Genomic DNA, 22,183 nt, shown 5'->3' with positions numbered 1-22,183 from the left:
TCAGGCCCGGGACGGCTTGGCTTCGGCGGCGTTCGGCCCGCCCGTGCGCAGCTCCAGCGGCTTCAGCAGCCCGCGCGCCCCGTACACCAGGTCGGGCCGGACGGCGAGCACGCTCGACACGGTCACGGCGGTGATCAGCGCCTCGCCGACGCCGATCAGCACGTGCACGCCGATCATGGCGGCGGCGACCTTGCCGATCGAGACGTCCGCGGTCCCCCCGGCCGCGTAGATCAGCGTGAAGGCGACGGCCGCGGCCGGCACCGAGACGACGGCCGAGGCGAACGCCGCCCCGGACACCGAGGCGCGCGTCTTGGGCAGCACCCGCAGCAGCAGCCGGAACGACCCGTAGCCGACGACCACGGTGACCAGCGCCATCGTGGTGATGTTCACGCCCAGCGCGGTCAGGCCGCCGTCCGCGAACAGCAGCGCCTGCATGAGCAGGACCACCGACACGCACAGGACGCCCGTAGAGGGCCCGACGAGGATCGCGGCCAGCGTCCCGCCGAGCAGATGCCCGCTCGTCCCGGACGCGACCGGGAAGTTGAGCATCTGCGCGGCGAAGACGAACGCGGCCGTCAGCCCGGCGAGCGGCGCGGTGCGGTCGTCCAGTTCGCGCCGGGCCCCGCGGAGCGCGACCCCGACCCCGGCGACCGCGACGGCGCCCGCCGCCAGCGAGACCGGCGCGTCGATGAATCCGTCCGGTACGTGCACGACTCAACCACCCCTACCTCTTTGCAGCCAGCAGGACCAGTTTGTCGGCATACACCTCGTAGTTGCAACATCTTCGCAATAGCAACCGATGTGTGGCCTGCCGGCGAGGAGGCGGGGACCGCCGCGGTCCGCGCTCAGTCGAAGCTCGGGTCCTCGGTCCGCGTACGCTTCAGCTCGAAGAAACCGGGCGTGCTCGCGACCGCCAGGACGCCGTCGAAGAGCTTGACCGCGGCCTCGCCGCGCGGGATCGGGGTGACGACGGGACCGAAGAAGGCGTGCCCCTCGACCTCGATCACCGGGGTGCCGACCTCCTGGCCGACGCGGTCGATCCCGTCCTTGTGGGAGGCGCGCAGGGCCTCGTCGAAGTCGGTGGACTCGGCGGCGTCCGCGAGGGCCGGGTCGAGGCCCGCCGCGGTCAGCGACTCCTCGAAGAACGCGCGGCCGAACTTCTCCCGCTCGTGGTGCCTGCGGGTGCCCATCTCGGTGTAGAGGCGCCCGAGCACCTCGGGGCCGTACTTCTGCTCGGCGGCGACGCACACGCGGACCGGGCCCCAGGCTTCGGCGAGCATCCGCCGGTAGTTCTCCGGGATGTCCTTGTCCTCGTTGAGGACGGCCAGGCTCATCACATGCCAGCGCACGTCGATCGGGCGCTGCTCCTGCACCTCCAGGATCCATCGGGAGGTGATCCACGCCCAGGGGCACAGCGGGTCGAACCAGAAATCCACAGGTGTGGGAACGTCCTCGGGCAACGTGGCCTCCTAGGGAAGATGCATGTCCACCAAGCGACAACCCGGACGCGGCCGTCCCGATTCCCGTCGGCGAGAGGTCGCCGAAGGCCGTGGCGGACGGGCCGTGGAGCCGTCCGGTTGGTAGACATGGGTCACCAACCCTTTGAGCCGACCAAGGAGTTCATGTGGCAGGCAACCTCACGCGCGACGAGGCGCGGGAACGGGCCCGGCTGCTCAGCGTCGCGTCGTACACGGTCGACCTGGACCTCACGACGGGCGAGGAGCGGTTCGGTTCCACCACCGTGGTCAGGTTCGGGAGCGCCGAGACCGGCGCGTCCACCTTCATCGACCTGCACGGCGCCGTCGTGCGGGAGGTGACCCTGAACGGCGAGGCCCTGGACGCCGGGTCCTACGACGCCGAGAAGGGCCGGATCCCCCTGCCCGGCCTCGCGGCCGACAACGAGCTGCGGGTCGTGGCCGACTGCGCGTACTCCCGCTCGGGCGAGGGCCTGCACCGGTTCGTCGACCCTGTCGACGACAGCGTGTACCTGTACACGCAGTTCGAGACCGCCGACGCGCACCGCATGTTCACCTGCTTCGACCAGCCCGATCTGAAGGCCGCCTTCGAGCTGACCGTGAAGGCCCCGCAGGAGTGGGAGGTCGTCACCAACGAGGCCGCCGAGACCTCCGGCGGCGGGACGTGGCACTTCCCGCCGACCCCGCAGGTCTCCACCTACATCACCGCGCTCGTGGCCGGGCCGTACCACGTCGTCCGGGACGAGTACCGCCGCGAGGACGGCACCGTCATCCCGCTCGGCGTGTACTGCCGCGCCTCGCTGGCCGAGCACCTCGACGCCGACGCGATCGTGGACGTGACCCGCCAGGGCTTCGGCTACTTCGAGAAGGTCTTCGGCCGCCCGTACCCGTTCTCGAAGTACGACCAGCTCTTCGTGCCCGAGTTCAACGCGGGCGCCATGGAGAACGCGGGCTGCGTGACGTTCCTGGAGGACTACGTCTTCCGGTCCCGGGTGACCGACGCGGCCTACGAGCGGCGCGCCGAGACGATCCTGCACGAGATGGCGCACATGTGGTTCGGCGACCTCGTCACCATGCGCTGGTGGGACGACCTGTGGCTGAACGAGTCGTTCGCCACGTACATGAGCGTCCTGTGCCAGGCGGAGGCCACCAAGTGGAAGGGCTCGTGGACGACGTTCGCGAACCTGGAGAAGGCGTGGGCCTACCGGCAGGACCAGCTGCCGTCCACGCACCCGATCTCCGCCGACATCCCCGACATCCGCGCGGTCGAGGTGAACTTCGACGGGATCACCTACGCCAAGGGCGCGTCCGTCCTGAAGCAGCTCGTGGCGTACGTCGGCCTCGACAACTTCCTGGAGGGCGTGCGGCGCTACTTCGACCGGCACGCGTGGGGCAACACCGTCCTCACCGACCTGCTGGGCGCGCTGGAGGAGACGTCCGGCCGCGACCTGGCGTCCTGGTCGAAGGAGTGGCTGGAGACCGCCGGGGTCAACACGATGCGGCCCGAGTACGAGGTCGACGCGGAGGGGAACTTCTCCTCGTTCACCGTGCTCCAGGAGGCCAAGGCCGACTACCCGACGCTGCGGGCGCACCGCCTCGCCATCGGCCTGTACGACAAGACCGCCGACGGGCTCGTGCGGCGCGACCGCGTCGAGCTGGACGTGGTCGGGGCCCGCACCGAGGTCCCGCAGCTCGTCGGCAAGAAGCGGCCCGACCTGGTCCTCGTCAACGACGACGACCTCACCTACGCCAAGGTCCGCCTGGACGAGCACTCCCTGAAGACGCTGATCGAGGACATCGGCGAGGTCAAGGACAGCCTGCCGCGCGCCCTGTGCTGGTCGGCGGCGTGGGACATGACCCGCGACGCCGAGATGGCGACGCGCGACTACGTCCGGCTCGTGGTGAAGGGCATCCGCGGCGTCACCGACATCTCGGTCACGCAGACGCTGCTGCGGCAGGCGCGCACCGCCGTCCACCAGTACGCCGACCCGCAGTGGCGCGAAGAGGGCCTCGCCCTGATGGCCGACACGCTCTCGGAGCTGGCCCGCGAGGCCGAGCCCGGCTCGGACCTCCAGCTCGCCTACACCCTGGCGTTCACCGCGTCGGCCGTCACCGGCGAGCACCTGGCGTTCGTCCAGGGCCTGCTGGACGGCTCGCAGGTCCTCGACGGCCTCACCGTCGACACCGACCTGCGCTGGGCGCTGCTGCGCCGCCTCGTCACCACCGGCAAGGCGGGCGAGGCCGAGATCGACGCCGAGCACGAGCGGGACCGGACCGCCGCCGGCGAGCGGCACGCCGCCGCCGGCAAGGCCGCGATCCCGACCCCCGAGGCCAAGGCGGCCGCCTGGGAGCGGATCGTCGCGGGCGACCTGCCGAACGCCGTCTACCGGGCGACGCTCGGCGGCTTCGTCGAGCCCGACCAGGCCGCCCTGCTCGTCCCCTACCTCGACAGGTACTTCGCCGAGGTCGGGCGCGTGTGGAAGGAGTGGACCAGCGACATGTCCCAGACGTTCGCCGAGGTCGCCTACCCCTTCCTGGTGATCGAGCAGTCCACGGTCGACCGCACCGACGCCTACATCGCGGAGAACGACCCGCCGGCGGCGCTGCGGCGGCTGCTGTCGGAGGGGCGCGACGGCGTCGCGCGGGCTCTGCGCGCCCGCGCGAAGGACGCCGCCTCCGCCTGACCCGTCCCCCCGAACGTGCCCGACGGCCCCGTGGCCATGCGATCGTTGCATGGTCACGGGGAGGGGACGATGTGGAGACGGCTCGCGACGTTCTGACGGCACTGGCGCGGCGCCACGCCTTCGGCGACCTGGAGGCGCTGGTCGCCGAGGGCGCCCTGGGCGCGGAGGGGCGCTCCGCGCCGGTCGCGGCGCTGTGCGCGTTCGGGCAGCGCGTCCTGGACCTGGACGCCGAGGACTTCGGCATGCCGGAGGAGGCCGGGGAGGTCCCGCGGGACCTGCTCGACCGGGCCCGCGCCAGCCGCATGCCGCAGGCGCCGCGGGAGCACCCCCGCGGGGCGCTCGCCAGCCTCCGGCCTGCGTATTCGTTGCTGCTGGAGGTCATCGCGATCCGCTGGCACCGCCGCGACATGGCCGCGCTCGTCGCCGCCGTCCACATCGCCGGGGAGTACCTGCCGATGCTGGCCTGGGAGACCGTCCTCGGCCACGCGGGCGACCCGGCCCGGATCGGTGCCGCGGTGGGCGGCGAGGGCAGCCGCTTCGGCGTCCCCGTCGAGCCGGGGTCGCCCCGCGCGTGCGACCACACCCGGCCGGAGCGCTCCGCCTGCGAGCGCACCCTGCGGGTCGCCAAGGAGCCGCCGTCCGGCTGGCGCGCCTACCTCGACCGCCAGCACAGCCAGGTCGCGGCGGCGCTCGGCGACTGCGCCGCCCGCTGCCGCACCCCCTGCACGGTCATGACCCGGCTGGACGACCTCGTCCGCGCCGACCTCAGCGACCGCTGCCGGCTCGCCGCCGACTTCACCGACGGCGCCCTGGTGAAGCTGCGGCACGCCGCACCGGTCGGCCACGGGTTCGGCGTCCCCTCGCCCGAGGAGGTCCAGACGGCCTGGGCGCGCGCCCGCAGGTCACTGGCCCGGCACCCGCTGGGCAAGTCCGCGCTGGCGGACGACGACTCCTATCCCCTGCCCGGCCTGCCGGGCGTCTTCTCGGCGATCGCCGCAGCCGAACTGCGGCCCGACACGCTCCTGCACGACGTCACGGAGCGCATCACGTCCGCGCTCGCCCGAAGAGCCTGAGCGCGCCGCCGGCCCTGAGATCGTCCAGGAGGACGGGGCGTCCCTCCGCGTCCCCCAGCGGGACCCGCCAGTTCGGGTACTCGTCGACGGTGCCCGGCTGGTTCTGGGTGCGGCGCTCGCCCACGGCGTCGGCCAGGGAGATGCCGACGAGTCGGGCCGGGGTGAGCGTCAGGAAGTCCTGCAGGGCGGTGACGATCTCCTCGTCGTAGGCGGTGGAGCCGTCCTCCAGCGCCCGCACGACCTCGTCCGGCTCGGCGGACAGCAGGTTCTCGTCGTGCAGCACCGAGAGCCAGCCGGCCAGCCGGCGGCGGTGGTCGTCCTCCTCCTCCGCGCGGGGGCGGGTGAGCAGCCCGAGGCGGTCGCGCAGGTCGATGTGGTCGCCGTGCGCGAACCCGGTGATCGGCGGCATGTCGTGGGTGCCGACGGTCGCCAGGGACAGCTCCCGCCAGCGGTCCGGCGGCTTGGGGCGGCCCCGCCCGTCCCGCTCGAACCAGAGCAGGGACGTGCCGAGGACGCCGCTGCCGGCCAGCGCCTCCCGGACCTCCGGCTCGACGGTGCCGAGATCCTCCCCGACGACCACGGCGCCGAAGCGCTCGGCCTCCCAGGACAGCGAGCCGAGCAGGGCGTCGCGGTCGTAGCGGACGTAGGTGCCGTCGGCGGGCGACGCCCCCTCGGGCACCCACCACAGCCGCGACACCTGCATCGCGTGGTCCAGGCGGATCCCGCCGGCGTGCCGCAGCGCGGCGGCGGCCATCTCGCGGAACGGCCGGTAGCCGGCGAGGGCGAGCGCGCCCGGCCGCCACGGCTGCTGCCCCCAGTCCTGCCCGACCTGGTTGAACTCGTCCGGGGGCGCCCCGACGCTCATCCCGGCCGCGCAGGAGCCGCGGTACATCCAGGCGTCGGCGCTGCCGTGCGGCACCCCGACCGCGAGGTCGTGGACGATCCCGAGGGGCATCCCGGCGTCCCGGGCCGCGCGCTGCGCCGCCGCGAGCTGCCCGTCGAGCCGCCACTGGAGCCACGCGTGGAACACGGCGCGGGCATGGTGCCGGGGGCTGTCCACCACACCGTGGTCGCGGGCCCCCTGGAGCCCGGACGGCCAGCGCCGCCAGTCCGTCGAGCCCTGCTGCTCGCTGATGGCGCACCACGTCGAGAAGCTCGCGAGCGCGGCGCCCTCCCGCCGCCTGAACTCCTCGAACCGCGGGTCGCCGTCCCGGCGGTGGCGGTACATCGCCTCCAGGGCGTCCAGCTTCGCGGCCCACACCGCGTCCCTGTCCAGCAGCCCCTCCCGGGCGCGCAGCCCGGCGGCGAGGACCGCGAACCGCTCCCGGTCCGCGGCGGGCAGCTCCGCGTACTCGGGCATGTCCTCGATCCGCAGGTAGAGCGGCGAGGGGAAGCGGCGGCTCATCGGCGAGTACGGGGACGCCCCGACCGGCGGGACCGGCTCGGTCGCGTGCAGCGGGTTGACCAGCACGAAGCCCGCGCCGAGCTCCCGGCCGCTCCAGTCCGCGAGGTCCGCCAGGTCGCGCAGGTCGCCGAGCCCCCAGGACGCGGCCGACCGCACCGAGTACAGCTGCGCCGTGAAACCCCACATCCTGGGCGGCGGCCGCAGCGCGTCCGGAGCCACCAGCAGCTGGGAGTACCGCGTCCCGGTCCCGTTCCGGACGCGCAGGCCGCGCCAGCCGGGCGGGACGTCCGCGAACCCGTCCAGCGGCTCGAAGGAGCGCTCGCCGGGCGGCACGTGGGCGCGCGGCGGCGCCAGGACCTCGTCCGCGACGGTCTCGATCTCCACCTCGGCCCCGCCGTCCAGGTGGGCGCCGAGCGCGGCGCGGATCCGGCCGGCCGTGCCGCCGCCGGCCCTGCGGACGACGACGGTCGGCGGCAGTTCCCGCGCCCGCTCGCGGTGGCGGCCGAGCTCCGACCGGACGGAGGAGGGGGTGGAGGCGTCCACCCCGAGCGCCGCGAGGACGGCGACGAGCGTGTCGCGCGAGACCGGCGTCTCCCGTCCCCTCCAGTCCTCGTAGCGCGTCGCGACGCCGTGGTGCCCGGCCAGTCTGATCAGTCCGTCGTCAGCCACGCCCTGCACCATGCCCGGTGCGGGACGCGTCACGCCGTCCAGACGGGCGGCTTGCGGCCGATCCACGGGCGGGCCTCCTCCAGCTGCGCGGCCAGCGAGACCAGCGTCCCCTCCCCGCCGAGACGCCCCGCGAGCATGACCCCGATGGGCAGCCCGTCGCCGTTCCAGTGCAGCGGGACGTTCACCGCGGGCTGCCCCGAGATGTTGTACGTGGCGCAGAACGGGGTGAAGTGCGTCTGCCGCCGGAAGTTCTCCTCCGGGTCCTGGTCGTGGAAGTACCCGACCGGCACGGGCGGCATGGCGAGCGTGGGGTGCAGGATCGCGTCGAACTCGTCCATCACCGGGAAGGCCGCGCGCAGGGCCCCCTGGAGCGCCGCGTGGGCCTGGAACAGCTGCGGCGCCGTCGTCTTCTCGCCGTACGAGCGCAGCCAGCGGGTCAGCGGCTGGAGCAGGTCCTCGCCTCCCTCCGGGACGGGCGTCATCGTCGCCATCACGCCCCACAGCGTCGCGAAGTGCGGGACGAGGTCGGAGCCGAGCACCTCCGGCAGCTCCACGACCTCGTGGCCCAGCTCCTCAAGCAGCGCCGACGTCTCCTCGTAGGCGGCGACGCAGTCGGGGTGGACCTCGACGTCCGGCACCGGCGGCCGGAGGCTCCGCGCGATCCGCAGCCGGCCCGGCGCGCGGTCGGCGCGGGCCAGGAACGATCCGTCCGCCTGCGGCGCCCGGTACAGGTCTCCCGGCATGTGGCCCGCCATCACGTCCAGCATGAGGGCGGCGTCGCGGACGGTCCGCGCGATCGGCCCGTTGGTGGAGAGCCCGAACAGGTCGGGGATGACCGGCCCCTGGGAGATGCGGCCGCGGGTCGGCTTGATCCCGAACAGGCCGCACACGCTGCTCGGGATGCGGATCGAGCCGCCCCCGTCGCTGCCCTGGGCGATCGGCGCCAGCCCGGCCGCGACCGCCGCCGCGGCGCCTCCGCTCGAACCGCCGGCCGACCGGGACGGGTCCCACGGCGTGCGGGCCGGGGGCGACACGGCGCCCTCGGTGTAGCAGGGCAGCCCGAACTCGGGTGTCGCGGTCTTGCCGAGGAGCACCGTCCCGGCCGCCGCCAGCTTGGCGACCACGTGGTCGTCGGCGAACCCGGTCAGCTCGGCGTAGACCGCCGAGCCGAACGTCATCCGGACGCCGTTCACCATGTTCAGGTCCTTGATCGGCACCGGGACGCCGTGCAGCGGCGGCAGCTCCGCCGGGTCGCCCGCCTCCAGTACCGCCTTCTCGGCGCGGCGCGCCTCCTCGCGGGCGCGCTCGGCGGTGACCGTCACGTAGGCGCCCACCCGCTCGTCCAGCCGCTCGATGCGGGCCAGGTAGTGGTCGGCGAGCTCGACCGGGGACACCTCACGGGCGCGGACCGCCGAGGCCATGCGGGTGGCGCTGAGGTCATGAATGTGTGTCACGAACCGGAACGCTAGACGCCGTGTGCGCGGGCATCAAAGAGGGCACACACGACAGCAGCGGCGGAAGGAGATTAATACTGGCCTACCCGACCGCGTCGTAAGAGAATCACTGACGTGGGGCGACAAAACATTAACCCGGCATGACTGGTCGCCCAACTTCTCGATGATTACTCTGCGCACGGAGGATCATGCCCTCGACGGGAAAGGAACACGGAGCGTCACCATGGGGACCATGGAGCGGGGCAACACGCAGGATGCCAGGGCGCGACCCGAGTCCGAGGAGGCGCGTGAACACGATGACCGGACACCGGTGAAGGAGCGGCTGGAGGGGAGCGCCGCCGCGGCGGCTCTCGAGGATCCCAAGATCCGCCGCTGGGCGTACCGGATCGGCGCGGCCGTCCTCGCCGGCGCAGCCGCGCTCGCGCTGACCAGCTGGCGGCTCGGCCTGACCGTCGCGGTGCTCGTCGTCATCGGCGACTACGTGCGGCAGTCCCGCAGGAGCTCCACGGTGACCGCCTGGCAGAAGTCCTCGGCGGCGGAGCGCCGCACCGAGAAGCAGCTGAAGTCACTGCGCCGCAACGGATACCTCGTACTGCACGCGAGGGCCGTCCCCCGCGACGACGACGGCGTCAGCGACGGGCGGATCGACCACCTGGTCATCGGGCCGAGCGGCGTCTACGCCATCGACTCGGAGAAGTGGGACAAGCGCCTCCCCGTGCGCACCATGTCCCACCTCAAGCTCTTCCACGGCCCCTTCAACAAGAAGGACCGGCTGGACGAGGCGCGCTGGGAGGCCCAGATGGCGAGCCTCATCCTCGCCGAGCAGGTCGGCTTCGACGTGCCGGTGCAGCCGTCCGTGGCGATCTACGGCCCGTCCATCCCCTGGAAGGTCATGCGGGTGCGGGACGTCGACGTCTACGCGGGCAACCGGGCGCGCTCGTACCTGCGCCGCCGCCCGAAGATCCTCACCGACAGCGACGTCCAGCGCATCTTCCAGGCGGCCGAGGAGTCCCTCCCCCCGAAGTACCCCGACTGAGGCCCGAGGGCGGCCCCTTCCCCGGGCCGCCCGCCGCAAAGCCGGGACAGCGCCGTCCCGGCTTTTTTCCTGCCCTCCGGCGGTTGGTAGCATCGGAGGCCACGGGCCGGCCCGGGCGCGAACCTCCGCTGAGCCGGCGGCAGCGCCGCGACCCGCCGCTGCGCGTACACCCTTCCAGGCGACCCGCCCGCCCACGCCGAACCATGCGCGGCCCGTCGTCCCGCACGCCACAGGTTTGGAGAGGTCGAAATGCCACCGCTCAGGTCACGCACGGTCACCCATGGCAGGAACATGGCGGGCGCCCGCGCGCTCATGCGGGCCAGCGGCGTGGAACGCGAGGACTTCGGCAAGCCGATCGTCGCGGTGGCCAACAGCTTCACCCAGTTCGTTCCCGGCCACGTCCACCTCGACGAGGTCGGCAAGGTCGTCGCCGGCGCCGTCCGGGAGGCCGGCGGCGTCCCCCGCGAGTTCAACACCATCGCCGTCGACGACGGCATCGCGATGGGCCACGACGGCATGCTCTACTCGCTGCCGTCCCGCGAGGTGATCGCCGACGCGATCGAGTACATGGTCAACGCGCACTGCGCCGACGCCCTGGTCTGCGTCTCCAACTGCGACAAGATCACCCCCGGGATGCTGCTGGCCGCGCTGCGCCTGAACATTCCGACCGTGTTCGTCTCCGGCGGCCCGATGGAGGCCGGCAAGCCCGTCGAGGGCGTCATGGGCGGCAACAAGCTCGACCTGATCGACCCGATCATCGCCTCGGCCGACTCCTCCCTCCCGGAGGACAAGCTGCTGGAGATGGAGGAGAGCGCCTGCCCGACCTGCGGGTCGTGCTCGGGCATGTTCACCGCCAACTCCATGAACTGCCTCACCGAGGCGATCGGGCTGGCGCTGCCGGGCAACGGCACCGTCCTCGCCACCCACACCGCCCGCCGCCGCCTCTACGAGGACGCCGGCCGCACCGTCGTCGAGGTCGCCAAGCGCTACTACGACGGCGACGACGCGTCCGTCCTGCCGCTGAGCATCGCCACCCGCGAGGCGTTCGAGAACGCCATGGTCCTCGACGTCGCGATGGGCGGGTCCACCAACACGATCCTGCACCTGCTCGCCGCGGCCACCGAGGGCGGCGTCGACTTCGGGCTCACCGACATCGACGCGATCTCCCGCCGCGTCCCGTGCGTCTGCAAGCTGGCCCCCGCCACCGGCAAGTACCACGTCGAGGACTGCCACCGCGCGGGCGGCATCCCGGCCCTGCTGGGCGAGCTGAACCGCGCCGGCCTGCTGAACGCGTCGGCGCACTCGGTCCACTCCGCGTCCCTCGACGAGTTCCTCGCCAAGTGGGACGTGCTCTCCCCCGACGTCCTGCCGGAGGCCGTCGAGCTGTTCCACGCGGCGCCCGGCGGCGTCCGCAGCACCTCGGCGTTCTCGCAGAGCGCCCGCTGGGAGTCGCTCGACCTCGACCGCGAGAACGGCTGCATCCGCTCCGCCGAGCACGCCTACACCGCCGACGGCGGCCTGGCCGTCCTGCGCGGCAACATCGCCCCCGACGGCGCCATCGTCAAGACCGCCGGGGTGGACGAGGAACTGTGGACCTTCACCGGCCCCGCCGTCGTCTTCGAGTCGCAGGACGACGCCGTCGAGGGCATCCTCGGCGGGAAGATCAAGGCCGGCGACGTCATCGTGATCCGCTACGAGGGCCCGAAGGGCGGGCCCGGCATGCAGGAGATGCTGTACCCGACGAGCTTCCTCAAGGGCCGCGGGCTCGGCAAGGCGTGCGCACTGATCACCGACGGGCGGTTCTCCGGCGGCACGTCCGGGCTGTCCATCGGGCACGCCTCCCCCGAGGCCGCGGGCGGCGGGATCATCGCCCTCGTCGAGGACGGCGACCGCGTCGTGATCGACATCCCCAACCGCACGCTGGAGCTCGACGTCCCGGACGACGAGCTGGAGATCCGCCGCGAGAAGCTGCTCGCCGACCTCGGCGGCTACCGGCCCCGCGACCGCCACCGCCCGGTCAGCGCGGCCCTGCGCGCCTACGCCGCGATGGCCACGTCCGCCTCGACCGGCGCCGCGCGCGACGTCTCCCAGCTCGACCGCCTCAACGGCTGAGCGATTACCCGGCAGGTAATCGCGACCATTCCCCCATCTAGGGCAAGGTGGTGGGTGTCGGGCGAACCAGCCCGGCCCCACCGCTGAAGGAGACCGCGATGACCGCCTACGCCCTTGCCCACATGACCCCCCAGCCGCCGCTGCCCGAGGACGTCTTCGTCTACATGGAGAGCATCCAGGAGACCATGGACCCGTTCGGCGGCCGGTTCATCGTGCACGCCAGCGAGACCGAGGTGGTCGAGGGCCCGTTCGACGGCGCCTACGTCATCATCGAGTTCCCCGACATGGACAAGGCCCGCGACTGGTACGACTCGGACGCCTACCGGGCGATCGCGCCGAAGCGCAGCGACCACATTCCCGGACACCTCGTGCTGCTCCAGGGCGTCCCGCCGGACTACGACGTCGCCGCGACCGGCAAGGCGCTGCGCGCGGCCCAGGCCGGCTGACCGGCGAAGCGCGGGGTCAGGAGCAGCAGCCTCCGCCGCAGCAGCCGCCGCCCGCGCTCGGCGGGGGTTGGGGCGCCCCGCCGCGGGACGTGCCGGTGACGGCGACGGTGGACAGGAGCTTGACGGTGTCGTCGTGGCCGCCCGGGCACGGGGCCGGGTCGGACGCCTGGATCATCGGGCGGGAGACCTCGAAGGTCGACCCGCACCCGCGGCAGCGGTATTCATAGCGAGGCACACCGCCAGGATACGCGTGTCAGGCGGCGGGCTCGGTGACATAGGCGGCCCACTGGGGGTCGCCGTCGTGGACGAGGCCGATGAGCCGCCAGTGCGCGCCCCTCGGAACGGCCGGGGTGACGCTGAGCGTCCAGCCCAGCTCCGACAGCAGACGGTCGGCCTTGCCGTGGTTGCACGTCATGCAGGAGGCCACGCAGTTCTCCCAGACGTGCTTGCCGCCGCGGCTGCGCGGATGGACGTGGTCGATCGTCTCGGCGCGGCGGCCGCAGTAGACGCAGCGAAAGTTGTCGCGGCGCATCAGCGCCGCGCGGGTCAGGGGCACGCGGGTCCGAAAGGGGATGCGGACGTAGCGGCGGAGCCGGATGACGGACGGGATCTCGACCGTCATCGTGGCCGAGTGGAGCACGTCGCCCGAGGTGTCGTGATGGACGATCTCCGCCTTCTCGCGAAGCACGAGGCAGACCGCCCTCCGCAGAGGCAGCGTGGTGAGGGGTTCGTACGTCGCGTTCAGGAGGAGGACCTGTCGCATCAGACGCCCTCCGCCGGGCCGTGGTGTCTGCTCGCCCCGGTGGTCGCGGCAAAGCACGCCTCCCACCGAGGCCCGATTATCGTCTCCGGCACCTGCGCACTCGCCATGAGGACCTCCCCAGGGGCGAACCGACCAGAATCAGTGTGGCGTCTGAGGGAGGTCGTCCGCTACCCCAATAATCCCCAGCCGCACACCGCTCGAACACGGAACCCGCGGGGAGTACTGGGGCGGGCAGCGCTTAACCCCCAATAAAGTGCATTCATGACGCCGTATCCGTCCGCGCACCGCCAGGACATCGTCGAGGACATCCACGGCCACCGGGTCGCCGACCCCTACCGCTGGCTGGAGGACCCCGACAGCGCCGAGACCGTCGAGTGGCGCGAGGCGCAGGACCGGCTCTTCCACAAGATCATGGACACGCTGCCGGGCCGGGACGCGCTGCGGGCCCGCCTCCTCGACCTGCTCGGCGCGGGCAGTGTCGGGGCCCCGGTGTGGCGGGGCGACCGGCGCTTCTTCACCCGCCGCTCCGCCGACCAGGAGCACCCGGTGCTCCACACCGTGGACCCGGACGGATCCGAGCGCGTCCTCGTCGACCCGACCGCCCTCGACCCCGCCGGCACGACGACGCTGGACGGCTGGCAGCCCGACAAGGAAGGCCGCCTCCTGGCGTACAAGGTGTCGACCGGCGGCGACGAGGAGTCGCTGCTGTACGTCATCGACGTCGCGACGGGCGACCGCGTCGAGGGCCCGATCGACCGGGCCCGGTACTCCTCGGTCGCCTGGCTGCCGGGCGGCGAGGCGTACTACTACACGCGCCGGCTGCCCGCACGGGAGGTGCCGGAGGGCGAGGAGCAGTACCACCGGCGCGTCTACCTGCACCGCGTCGGCACCGAACCCGACACCGACGACGTGCTGGTCTTCGGCGCGGGCCTGGACAAGACCAACTACTACGGGGTCGGCGTCAGCCGCGACGGCCGCTGGCTGACGATCTCCTCGTCGCAGGGCACCGCGCCCCGCAACGACCTGTGGATCGCCGACCTGGACGCGTCCTCCCCCGAGGCGCCCGCGCTGCGGGCCGTGCAGGAGGGCGTCGACGCCTCCACCGGCGTCCACGTGGGCCGCGACGGCCGCGCCTACGTCTTCACCGACCGCGACGCGCCCCGGTCCCGGCTGTGCGTGGCCGACCCGTCCGACCTCTCCTACGGGACGTGGCGGGACCTCCTCCCCCAGGACCCGGAGGCCGTGCTCACCGACTTCGCGATCCTCGACGGCCTGGAACGCCCCGTCCTGCTCGCCGGATGGACGCGCCACGCGATCAGCGAGATCACCGTGCACGACCTGGCATCAGGTGAGCGGCTCGGCGCCGTCCCGACCCCCGGGCTCGGCACCATCGGCGGCATCGTCGAGCGGCCCGAGGGCGGACACGAGGCCTGGTTCGGCTACACCGACAACGTGACCCCCTCGTCGGTCCTGCGCTACGACGCCCGAACCGGGGAGACGACGCCGTGGGCGTCAGCGCCGGGCACGGTCGACGTCCCCGAGATCGAGACGCGCCAGGTCGTCTACACCTCCCGGGACGGGACCGAGGTGCGCATGCTCGTCGCCTCCCGTCCGGGCCTGACCGGGCCGCGCCCCACGATCCTCTACGGCTACGGCGGGTTCAACATCTCGCTCACGCCGTCCTACTCGGCGAGCATCCTCGCGTGGGTCGAGGCGGGCGGCGTCTACGCCGTCGCCAACCTGCGCGGCGGCTCCGAGGAGGGCGAGCAGTGGCACCGCGCCGGCATGCGGGACCGCAAGCAGAACGTCTTCGACGACTTCCACGCCGCCGCCGAGAAGCTGATCGCCGACGGCCTCACCACGCCGTCCCAGCTCGCGATCTCCGGCGGCTCCAACGGCGGCCTCCTGGTCGGCGCGGCCCTCACCCAGCGCCCCGACCTGTACCGGGCGGTGGTGTGCTCCGCGCCGCTCCTGGACATGGTCCGCTACGAGCGCTTCGGCCTCGGCCAGACGTGGAACGACGAGTACGGCACCGCCGACGACCCCGAGGAGTTCGGCTGGCTCATCGGCTACTCCCCGTACCACCACGTCCACCCCGGCACCGCCTACCCGGCCGTCCTGTTCACGACCTTCGGCAGCGACACCCGCGTCGACCCCCTGCACGCCCGCAAGCTGTGCGCCGCCCTCCAGCACGCCACCTCCTCCGAAAACCCGATCCTCCTGCGCGACGAACCCGACGTGGGCCACGCCGCCCGCTCAGTAACCCGCTCAGCAGACCTCACAGCCGACACCCTCACGTTCTTGCTTGGACTGTGTGCTCTGGCTCCGGGCCCTGGGGGCCCGGAGCCAGAGCACACAGTCGGCGATCGCTGGCATCGCTCCGTCTCGCCTTGAGGCTCGCTGCGCGATCAGGTTCTCGCTCCGCTCGCACCTGCCTTCGGACGCGATCGCGGGCCCAGGTTGTCGCGTGGTGCGGCGGTGGCTGAGGGGGGCGCAGTAGCGGGGTTGCTGCCGTCGCGCCGTGATCTTGCCGCCTGGAGCGGGGCTCGGGGGCGGGCGGTGAATTGACGCGTGGTCTAATAGTTGTATGAGCACGACGTTGCGGGGGCCGGTCGAGCGGGCGCTGGAGCTGCTCCGCGAGATGCCGGATGACGTTGATGTGTCCGCCGGGTACCTCGACCTGCTCGGGGCGTCCGAGAAGTCGCCCTCGCTCGCCCAGTCGGTGATGGAGTCGACGTTCCTCCCGCGCATCTATGAGAAGGCGTGGCGGCCCATCGGCTTCAACCTCGCGAAGGGCTGGCCGTTCGGCCCGGACACCGCCGAGGAGCACGCCATGGCGCGCGACTGGCTCGGCCTCTCACAACCCGGCTACGCCGCCCGCCCGCCCGCCACCGTCCTGGACGTGGCATGCGGCCCCGGCAACGTCACCCGCGCCCTCGCCGCCGGCGTCGGCCCGGGCGGCCTCGTCGTCGGCCTCGACGCGTCCGAGACCATGCTCACCCGCGCCGTCGCCGACACCACCGCCGACGACCCCGTCGCCTACATCCGCGGCGACGCCGTCGACCTCCCGTTCCACGACGGCGCGTTCGACGCCGTCTGCTGCTTCGGCGCCCTCTACCTCTTCGACGACCCCTGGGCCGCCCTGGACGGCATGACCCGCGTCCTCAGGCCCGGCGGAAACCTGATCATCCTCACCTCCCGGCGCCCGCTCCCCACCCCAGGCCTCGGCGCCGAACTCCTCCGCCGCGCCACCGGCTTCACCGCCTTCGGCGACCGCGAGATCACCCGCGCCCTCACCGACCGCGGCTACACCGCCATCCGCCAACGCCGCTACCCCCTCATGCAGGTAGTAGCAGGGAGTGCTGTGTCTATTGCAGTGCACTCCTCCTTCGGGCCTGGCGGCCCTCCATCGTCGGGCACTGCGAGCGATCGCTGGCATCGCTCCGTCTCGCCTTGAGGCTCGCTGCGCGATCAGGTTCTTGCTTCGCTCGAACCTGCCTTCGGACGCGATCGCGGCCATTGAGGTTGTCGCGTGGTTGCGGTGGGGGCTGAGGTCGGAGCGCCAAGTGCCGCAACCCCCTGCCTCGGAACCGAAGGACACACCGCTGGCATCGCTGCGGCTTGCCCTGCGGCCCCTGCGCGGTCTGGGTCTTGCTTCGCTCGGATCTGTTTCGCGGTCGCGGGGGTTGTTGGGGGTGTCGCGGGGGCGCTCGGGGGGGTGGGGGTGCCTTGGGCTGACCTCCTTTGGTAGGAGACTTCCGAAGATCGCGCTACGCTTCCGGGGGAACACGCACGGCCAACCGTGCCCATGATCGGCCCCCTCCTGGGGTTGGGAAGCCTCCAGGAGGGGGTTGGGGCGTGTTTGTTGCTTTTTTCTTCTCTTTCGGCCTGGCTGCCCTCCAGCATCGCTCCGCGCGATCAGGTTCTTGCTTCGCTCGGATCTGCCTTTGGACGCGATCGCGGAGTTGGGGTTGGCGCGGCCGCCTGATAGCCGGCTAGCGGAGCGGTTTTTCTATGTAGATGTTGACGATGCCGCCGATGGGTTCGCGGCGGGTTTCCGTCCAGCCGAACTTGCTGTAGAGGGCCAGGGCCGGGGTCTGGAGCTCGGTGGTGTCGGCGCGGAGGATGCGGTAGCCGTACTCTGCCGCGCGTTCCTCCAGGGCCTGGACCAGTGCGGTGCCGTAGCCTCGGCGCTGGACCGCCGGGAGGACGCGGAGGCGCACCATCTCGGCGGTGTCCAGGGTCGGGTTGCCGAGGGCGTAGCCGCCGTAGGCACGGTCGTGGCCGCCGGGGATGAGGTCGGCTCGGCGCAGGCCGCCCATCGCCACTATCCGGCGGTCGAGCTCGCCGACGAGGAACTCGCCGTTGTTGCGGAGATAGATGTTCTCCATCTGGAAGAAGTCGTGGTCGTAGTAGACGCCGTCGCCGGGGCGCAGGCCGACCTGGGCCAGGCCCTCTTGGTGCAGGGCCAGGACGACGCCGTGGTCGGCCGCGTGGTAGCGGCGGATCCGCAGGTCGCCGTAGCGCCATTCGGGGGGATCGTCCCTGAGCCGGACGAGGGTGGGGTGGCCTTGCCAGGAGGCGCTGTCGGTGCTCATCCCGGTCAGACCTGCTCCCCCGGGCGGACGGCGGCGGGCGGATCCTGGGTGGGGCTCTTGACCGACGGGCCGGAGAGGGCCTCGTAGAAGTCGGTCAGCTCCGCTATCTGGCCGTGCTTGGTCGCGACCGCCGCGCCGATCTGCCGGGCGCGGTGCACGAGGATGTCGGAGCGGTGGTCGGCGGGCAGGTCGTAGATGGCCTCCCGGCCGGCGGTCAGCGCGGCCTCGGGGTGGCCGGCGTGCAGCTTGCACATCGCCCGGTCGAGCCGCACCAGGGTCAGGTCGACGCGGTCGGTGGGCGAGTACAGGGTGAGGGCGTGGCTGAGCACCTCGTCGCCCTGCTTGTGGTCGCCGAGGTTGGTGAACGTGTCGCCCTCGTAGAAGGCCATCTGCCGGTCGGTGAACCCGAACACCAGGTCGGAGGTGTCGGTCTTGGAGAGCTGGTCGAACACCGAGCGGCCGCGCACGAGCGCGCGGCGGGCGCTGGGGGCGGCGTCGCCGCGGCCGCGCATCGCCAGCATGCCGAGTGCGCGCGCCTCCACGGCGGGGGCCATGGCGGCGGCGACGCCGGGGGTGCGGCCGGCGAGGTCCTGCGCCTTGCGGGCCAGGTGCAGCGCCTCGCGCGGGTCGCCGTAGTACATCGGCACGAGCGACTCGCGGACGGTCACCCAGGCGCGCAGCTGCCGGTCGCCGGTCTCGTCGGCGGCGGTCCGCGCCGTCCGGAAGAACGAGCGGGCGAGCCGGTGGTCCCCCAGGTTGATCATGATCAGCCCGGACAGCCCGGACAGCTGGGCGGCGATCCGGCACAGGCGCTCCTGCAGCTCGACCGGCTGGCGCTTGTCGCACATGCGCCGCACCTCGCTGAAGTCGAGCAGCACGTCGCAGAGCATCCGCAGGGACGGGGTCGCCTGGTACTGCCGGCCGTAGCCGTAGGTGGTCTCCTCCCACTGGTCCAGCATGGTCGGCGAGACGGTCGCGCTGACGAGCGTGTCGTCCATCTTGCGGCGCAGGTTGTCGACGGCCCCAAGGAACTGACCGTCGAGCGCCACGCCCGCTCCGGCCAGCAGTTGCAGAAGCGTTCTACGAAGCACGATGTCCTCCTCTCCCACATCAATGGTCAGGGGGCCGTCGGCGCGGTCATGGCCCCTCAGATCGGTCACGGTCGCCCAGGGGCGCTCCTCGCTCCTGGGCACGATCGCCCCGACGATCGCGTCGGGGTCGGGTACCGGACGGTGGTCCGGCGCGCGCGGCTGCGGGACGCTCGCGGCGCCCGCGCGGACCGCGTGACCGCGGCCGCAGATACAGGGACTCTGGTATTCGAGGGCGTCGGGCTCCACCCGGTAGACGGCGCACAGGTAGTGCAGGTACTCCGGGCCGGGGCGCTTGTACCCGCTCTCGTAGGCGGACAGCAGCGTCTCCCCGAGGCGCGGCGGCGGCTTGCCGTCGACCTCGTAGAGCGCCTTGACCTGCGCCACGATGTCGGACAGCGCGACGCCGTGGGCCAGCCGGTGCGCCTTGACCCGGCTGGTCCCGAACAGCGGGCCGCACTGCTCGTGGATCTCATGTGCGATCTCCACCGGGCCCCGTCCTCGTGCCAGGGCGTGCGCGCGGATCCGGCGAGCGACGTCCGTTTCTCTCCGAGGGGGGTCCGACATCCGGCCTCCTCCCGTCGGGCCGGAACGCCGCCCCCTCGGGGGGGTGGGCGGTCGTCCCTGCCACGGCGACCGGTCGATTTCGACCACGACAGATAACCTCTTGCGCACGCAGCGTAATCCTCGCCACAGTCGCCGCCAAGCGATTCCGGGGAAGTGGTGACGGCCGGGAGGCGCCTCGCACCCCGCGGGTAGAGATTTTTCCTCCAAGGGGAGGAGGACTTCCCCTGAGATGGGGAAATCCGGTTCTTCGATGTTCGGCCGCCCCCTTGACCGGTCAGTGTGAGGGTTGCAAATCTCTCGTGTTGTGATCGAGCGAATCCGGAGTGTCGATCGTCTGGATCGACCGGCAGTGTGCTCGCGGGCGACCGCCCGCCTACGGAGGGGGTGCGAAGGTGGTCAGCGACAGACGCGTCGGCTACCTCGAAGAGCTGGAGCATGAACTGGACACGCGGGGCCTCGTGGCGCGCGTCGTCAGGACCCGCTCGGGGCCGGCCTTCCTGAGGGTCGTGAACCCCGAGGCCGCGAGCCTCGCGGAGGACGTCACCTGCGCGCCGGCTCCCGAGACCAAGGACCACTACTTCTGGTGGTCGTGGGGCGAGCGCATGCACCGCGTCGACGACGTCGGCGGCGCCGCCCTCAAGCTGGCGCACGTCCTCCAGCCGCTCGCCGCAAGGTGAGCGGACGCTCCCCGGGCCCCTGAGCCCGGGACCGGGTTCCGTCACAGACTCGGGCGCCCTCCGACCGGGCGCCCACCAGGCCGGGCGTGTCCCGCGAGGCCGCGGCGAAGGGCGCGGCAGCCGCAGACCACGCGGGACACGTTCGCCCGGCAGGCCCCCCTCCCCGGCCAGTCCGCGCCACCGGCCCCGGCGTTCGTATGAACCGGTCGGAACCGTCCCCTACGATCGGGCTCGTACTCGCAGCCGGTCAACGGCGAGGTGGCGAGGAACCGTGATGGCCGGGGAGGGTCTGCACCACCATGTCTCTGTTCGCGTCGATCAGCGTGCCGCTCGCCGCGGCGCCGGTCGCCAAGCCCTTCCTGCCCTGGGCCGAGAACGGCACCCCGGAGGCGGCCTGCAAGAACACGGACCCCAGCGTCTCGTGCCGCCTGGTCTGGAACATCTCGAAGAACACCGACTTCACCCAGTTCTGGGCCACCTGGCTGGACAAGCCGCTCACCACGCTGCTGTGGATCATCGTGACCTTCGTGGTCGCGCTGATCGTGAAGAACATCGCGCACCGGATGATCACCAAGGTCACGCTGCGGATGGCCGAGGGCACGATGTCGGAGAAGGTCCGGGAGCGGTCCCGGACGGTCTTCGAGGGCAGCCCGGCCCTGCTCAACAGGCGGCGCGCCCAGCGGGCCCAGACGCTCGGCTCGGTGCTGCGCTCCATCGCGTCCATCCTCATCATGGGGACGGCCGCGTTCAGCATCCTCGGCTCGCTCGGCCTCAACCTCGCGCCGATCCTGGCGAGCGCCAGCGTCATCGGCGTCGCGGTCGGCTTCGGCGCGCAGAACATCGTCAAGGACTTCCTCGCCGGGCTGTTCATGCTGCTGGAGGACCAGTACGGCGTCGGCGACGTCATCGACGTGGGCAGCGCCAAGGGGACGGTCGAGGCCGTGACCCTGCGGGTCACCCGCATGCGCGACGTCGACGGCGTCGTCTGGTACGTCCCGAACGGCGAGATCAAGAAGGTCGGGAACGAGTCGCAGAACTGGGGACGCGCCGTCCTGGACATCCCGGTCGACATCAACGAGGACACCGAGAAGGTCAAGGACATCCTGCAGGCCACCGCCGACGAGCTTTTCGCGGACGCGCCGTGGAACGACATCGTCCTGGAGCAGCCGTCGGTGTGGGGCGTGCAGGCCCTCGCGGGCGACGCCATCGTGATCCGCGTCGTGCTGAAGACGGTCCCGGGCCGGCAGGGCGACATCGCCCGCGAGCTGCGCGAACGCGTGAAGCGGGCCTTCGACGAGGCGGGCGTCACCGTCGCCACCCCCGCCCCTTAGCAAGGGACCGGCGTTCCCGGGCTTCGCCGGACCGGAAAAGGTAACGGCCGGGCTCTCGTCGAGGGCCGGCGGCGGATCACGCCCCCGGGCCCCGAAGGGGACGTGGTCGGTCATGGCGAGGAAGTGCCTCTCGTAGTCGAGCGGCTCCCCCGCGGCCTCCTGCAGCTCCCGGTGGGCCTGCAACTGGGCGGCGGTCGCCCCGGCTCCCAGCGCGCCGGTCCCGTCGTACAGGTACTGGCCGAGTTCGTTCTCCGTGACCCCGAGTGCCTCGGCCTCGGCGATCTCCGCCGGGCTGGTAACGACGGGGAGGCCGCTCTTGTGCTTTGGGCGGCCGACCCGTCGTTTCCGAGCCCCGTGACCGTGCCGCCCGCCTTCCTAGTGGATCAAGGTGAGGAAGGGGACGTCCCTCACATAGGGTGGGAGCGCTATGGCTGAACAGGTGACCTTCTACGAAGCGGTCGGCGGCGAGGAGACCTTCCACCGGCTGGTGCACCGCTTCTACCAGGGGGTCGCGGACGACCCCGACCTCCGCGCGCTCTACCCCGAGGAGGACCTCGGTCCGGCCGAGGAGAGACTGCGCCTCTTCCTGATCCAGTACTGGGGAGGCCCCAACACCTACAGCACGCAGCGCGGGCACCCGAGGCTGCGGATGCGCCACGTGCCCTTCGTCATCGGCGCGGCCGAGCGGGACGCGTGGCTGCGGCACATGCGCGTCGCGGTGGACGAGCTCGGGCTTCCCGCGGATCTGGAGAGGCAGCTGTGGGGCTACTTCACGATGGCGGCGCAGAGCATGGTGAACGCCCCG

General features: G+C 72.2%; 17 protein-coding genes and 1 pseudogene. 10 read left to right on the top strand and 8 right to left on the bottom strand.

Annotated features, from left to right (window positions below):
* Both ACQEU6_RS40245 and ACQEU6_RS40240 read right to left on the bottom strand, forming a co-directional pair.
* Nucleotides 1-711 carry an energy-coupling factor ABC transporter permease gene (locus ACQEU6_RS40245; protein ID WP_499338945.1) on the bottom strand — a complete coding sequence of 237 codons (711 nt, stop codon included), beginning with the start codon at nt 709-711 and terminating at the stop codon, nt 1-3.
* 134 nt (nt 712-845) lie between these two features.
* Complete coding sequence (locus ACQEU6_RS40240; protein WP_499338944.1) at nt 846-1,460, bottom strand: mycothiol-dependent nitroreductase Rv2466c family protein; 615 nt, start codon at nt 1,458-1,460, stop codon at nt 846-848.
* Nucleotides 1,461-1,624: 164 nt separating this feature from the next.
* Between ACQEU6_RS40240 and pepN the strand changes: the two genes are divergently transcribed.
* Together pepN and ACQEU6_RS40230 are read left to right on the top strand one after the other, a co-directional pair.
* Nucleotides 1,625-4,159: an aminopeptidase N gene (pepN, locus tag ACQEU6_RS40235; RefSeq protein ID WP_499338943.1), complete on the top strand. Its 2,535-nt coding sequence runs from the start codon at nt 1,625-1,627 to the stop codon at nt 4,157-4,159.
* A 71-nt stretch (nt 4,160-4,230) separates the two neighbouring features.
* Nucleotides 4,231-5,232, top strand: coding sequence for a hypothetical protein (locus ACQEU6_RS40230; RefSeq protein ID WP_499338942.1), 1,002 nt, complete (start codon nt 4,231-4,233; stop codon nt 5,230-5,232).
* Here the strand turns inward: ACQEU6_RS40230 and malQ are convergent.
* Together malQ and ACQEU6_RS40220 are read right to left on the bottom strand one after the other, a co-directional pair.
* On the bottom strand, nt 5,204-7,306 hold the full coding sequence (gene malQ / locus ACQEU6_RS40225; RefSeq protein WP_499338941.1) for a 4-alpha-glucanotransferase: 2,103 nt from the start codon (nt 7,304-7,306) through the stop codon (nt 5,204-5,206). The two genes, ACQEU6_RS40230 and malQ, sit on opposite strands and share 29 nt — an antisense overlap.
* Nucleotides 7,307-7,335: 29 nt before the next feature.
* On the bottom strand, nt 7,336-8,760 hold the full coding sequence (locus ACQEU6_RS40220) for an amidase (protein ID WP_499338940.1): 1,425 nt from the start codon (nt 8,758-8,760) through the stop codon (nt 7,336-7,338).
* 232 nt (nt 8,761-8,992) lie between these two features.
* On the opposite strand from ACQEU6_RS40220, the gene ACQEU6_RS40215 reads away from it, so the two are divergent.
* The 3 genes from ACQEU6_RS40215 (at nt 8,993) to ACQEU6_RS40205 (ending at nt 12,354) form a co-directional block, all read left to right on the top strand.
* Nucleotides 8,993-9,796, top strand: coding sequence for a nuclease-related domain-containing protein (locus ACQEU6_RS40215; protein WP_499338939.1), 804 nt, complete (start codon nt 8,993-8,995; stop codon nt 9,794-9,796).
* 249 nt (nt 9,797-10,045) lie between these two features.
* Complete coding sequence (gene ilvD / locus ACQEU6_RS40210) at nt 10,046-11,908, top strand: dihydroxy-acid dehydratase (protein WP_499338938.1); 1,863 nt, start codon at nt 10,046-10,048, stop codon at nt 11,906-11,908.
* Between the two features lie 98 nt (nt 11,909-12,006).
* Nucleotides 12,007-12,354, top strand: coding sequence for a DUF1330 domain-containing protein (locus ACQEU6_RS40205; protein ID WP_499338937.1), 348 nt, complete (start codon nt 12,007-12,009; stop codon nt 12,352-12,354).
* Between the two features lie 16 nt (nt 12,355-12,370).
* Here ACQEU6_RS40205 and ACQEU6_RS40200 read toward each other — a convergent pair whose 3' ends face one another.
* Together ACQEU6_RS40200 and ACQEU6_RS40195 are read right to left on the bottom strand one after the other, a co-directional pair.
* Complete coding sequence (locus ACQEU6_RS40200) at nt 12,371-12,589, bottom strand: FmdB family zinc ribbon protein (RefSeq protein ID WP_499338936.1); 219 nt, start codon at nt 12,587-12,589, stop codon at nt 12,371-12,373.
* A gap of 18 nt (nt 12,590-12,607) precedes the next feature.
* Complete coding sequence (locus ACQEU6_RS40195; protein ID WP_499338935.1) at nt 12,608-13,117, bottom strand: HNH endonuclease; 510 nt, start codon at nt 13,115-13,117, stop codon at nt 12,608-12,610.
* Between the two features lie 261 nt (nt 13,118-13,378).
* Between ACQEU6_RS40195 and ACQEU6_RS40190 the strand changes: the two genes are divergently transcribed.
* Nucleotides 13,379-15,511: a prolyl oligopeptidase family serine peptidase gene (locus ACQEU6_RS40190; protein WP_499338934.1), complete on the top strand. Its 2,133-nt coding sequence runs from the start codon at nt 13,379-13,381 to the stop codon at nt 15,509-15,511.
* A gap of 193 nt (nt 15,512-15,704) precedes the next feature.
* Nucleotides 15,705-16,574, top strand: a complete 870-nt coding sequence (locus ACQEU6_RS40185; protein ID WP_499338933.1) for a class I SAM-dependent methyltransferase — start codon at nt 15,705-15,707, stop codon at nt 16,572-16,574.
* Nucleotides 16,575-17,112: 538 nt separating this feature from the next.
* Here the strand turns inward: ACQEU6_RS40185 and ACQEU6_RS40180 are convergent.
* Nucleotides 17,113-17,715, bottom strand: coding sequence for a GNAT family N-acetyltransferase (locus ACQEU6_RS40180; RefSeq protein ID WP_499338932.1), 603 nt, complete (start codon nt 17,713-17,715; stop codon nt 17,113-17,115).
* A gap of 5 nt (nt 17,716-17,720) precedes the next feature.
* Nucleotides 17,721-19,292, bottom strand: coding sequence for an NsdA family TPR-like regulatory protein (locus tag ACQEU6_RS40175; RefSeq protein WP_499338931.1), 1,572 nt, complete (start codon nt 19,290-19,292; stop codon nt 17,721-17,723).
* A 470-nt stretch (nt 19,293-19,762) separates the two neighbouring features.
* On the opposite strand from ACQEU6_RS40175, the gene ACQEU6_RS40170 reads away from it, so the two are divergent.
* The 3 genes and pseudogenes from ACQEU6_RS40170 to ACQEU6_RS40160 all read left to right on the top strand — a co-directional run.
* Nucleotides 19,763-20,047, top strand: a complete 285-nt coding sequence (locus ACQEU6_RS40170) for a hypothetical protein (RefSeq protein WP_179836786.1) — start codon at nt 19,763-19,765, stop codon at nt 20,045-20,047.
* 299 nt (nt 20,048-20,346) lie between these two features.
* Entirely contained in the window at nt 20,347-21,378 is a 1,032-nt protein-coding gene (locus ACQEU6_RS40165) for a mechanosensitive ion channel family protein (protein ID WP_499338930.1), read from the top strand.
* Between the two features lie 439 nt (nt 21,379-21,817).
* Nucleotides 21,818-22,183, top strand: a pseudogene (locus ACQEU6_RS40160) (globin); the annotation flags it as partial.

The sequence above is a fragment of the Spirillospora sp. CA-108201 genome (genome assembly GCF_050936235.1).
Taxonomy (GTDB): domain Bacteria; phylum Actinomycetota; class Actinomycetes; order Streptosporangiales; family Streptosporangiaceae; genus Spirillospora.
This window is presented reverse-complemented; position numbering and strand designations above follow the sequence as displayed.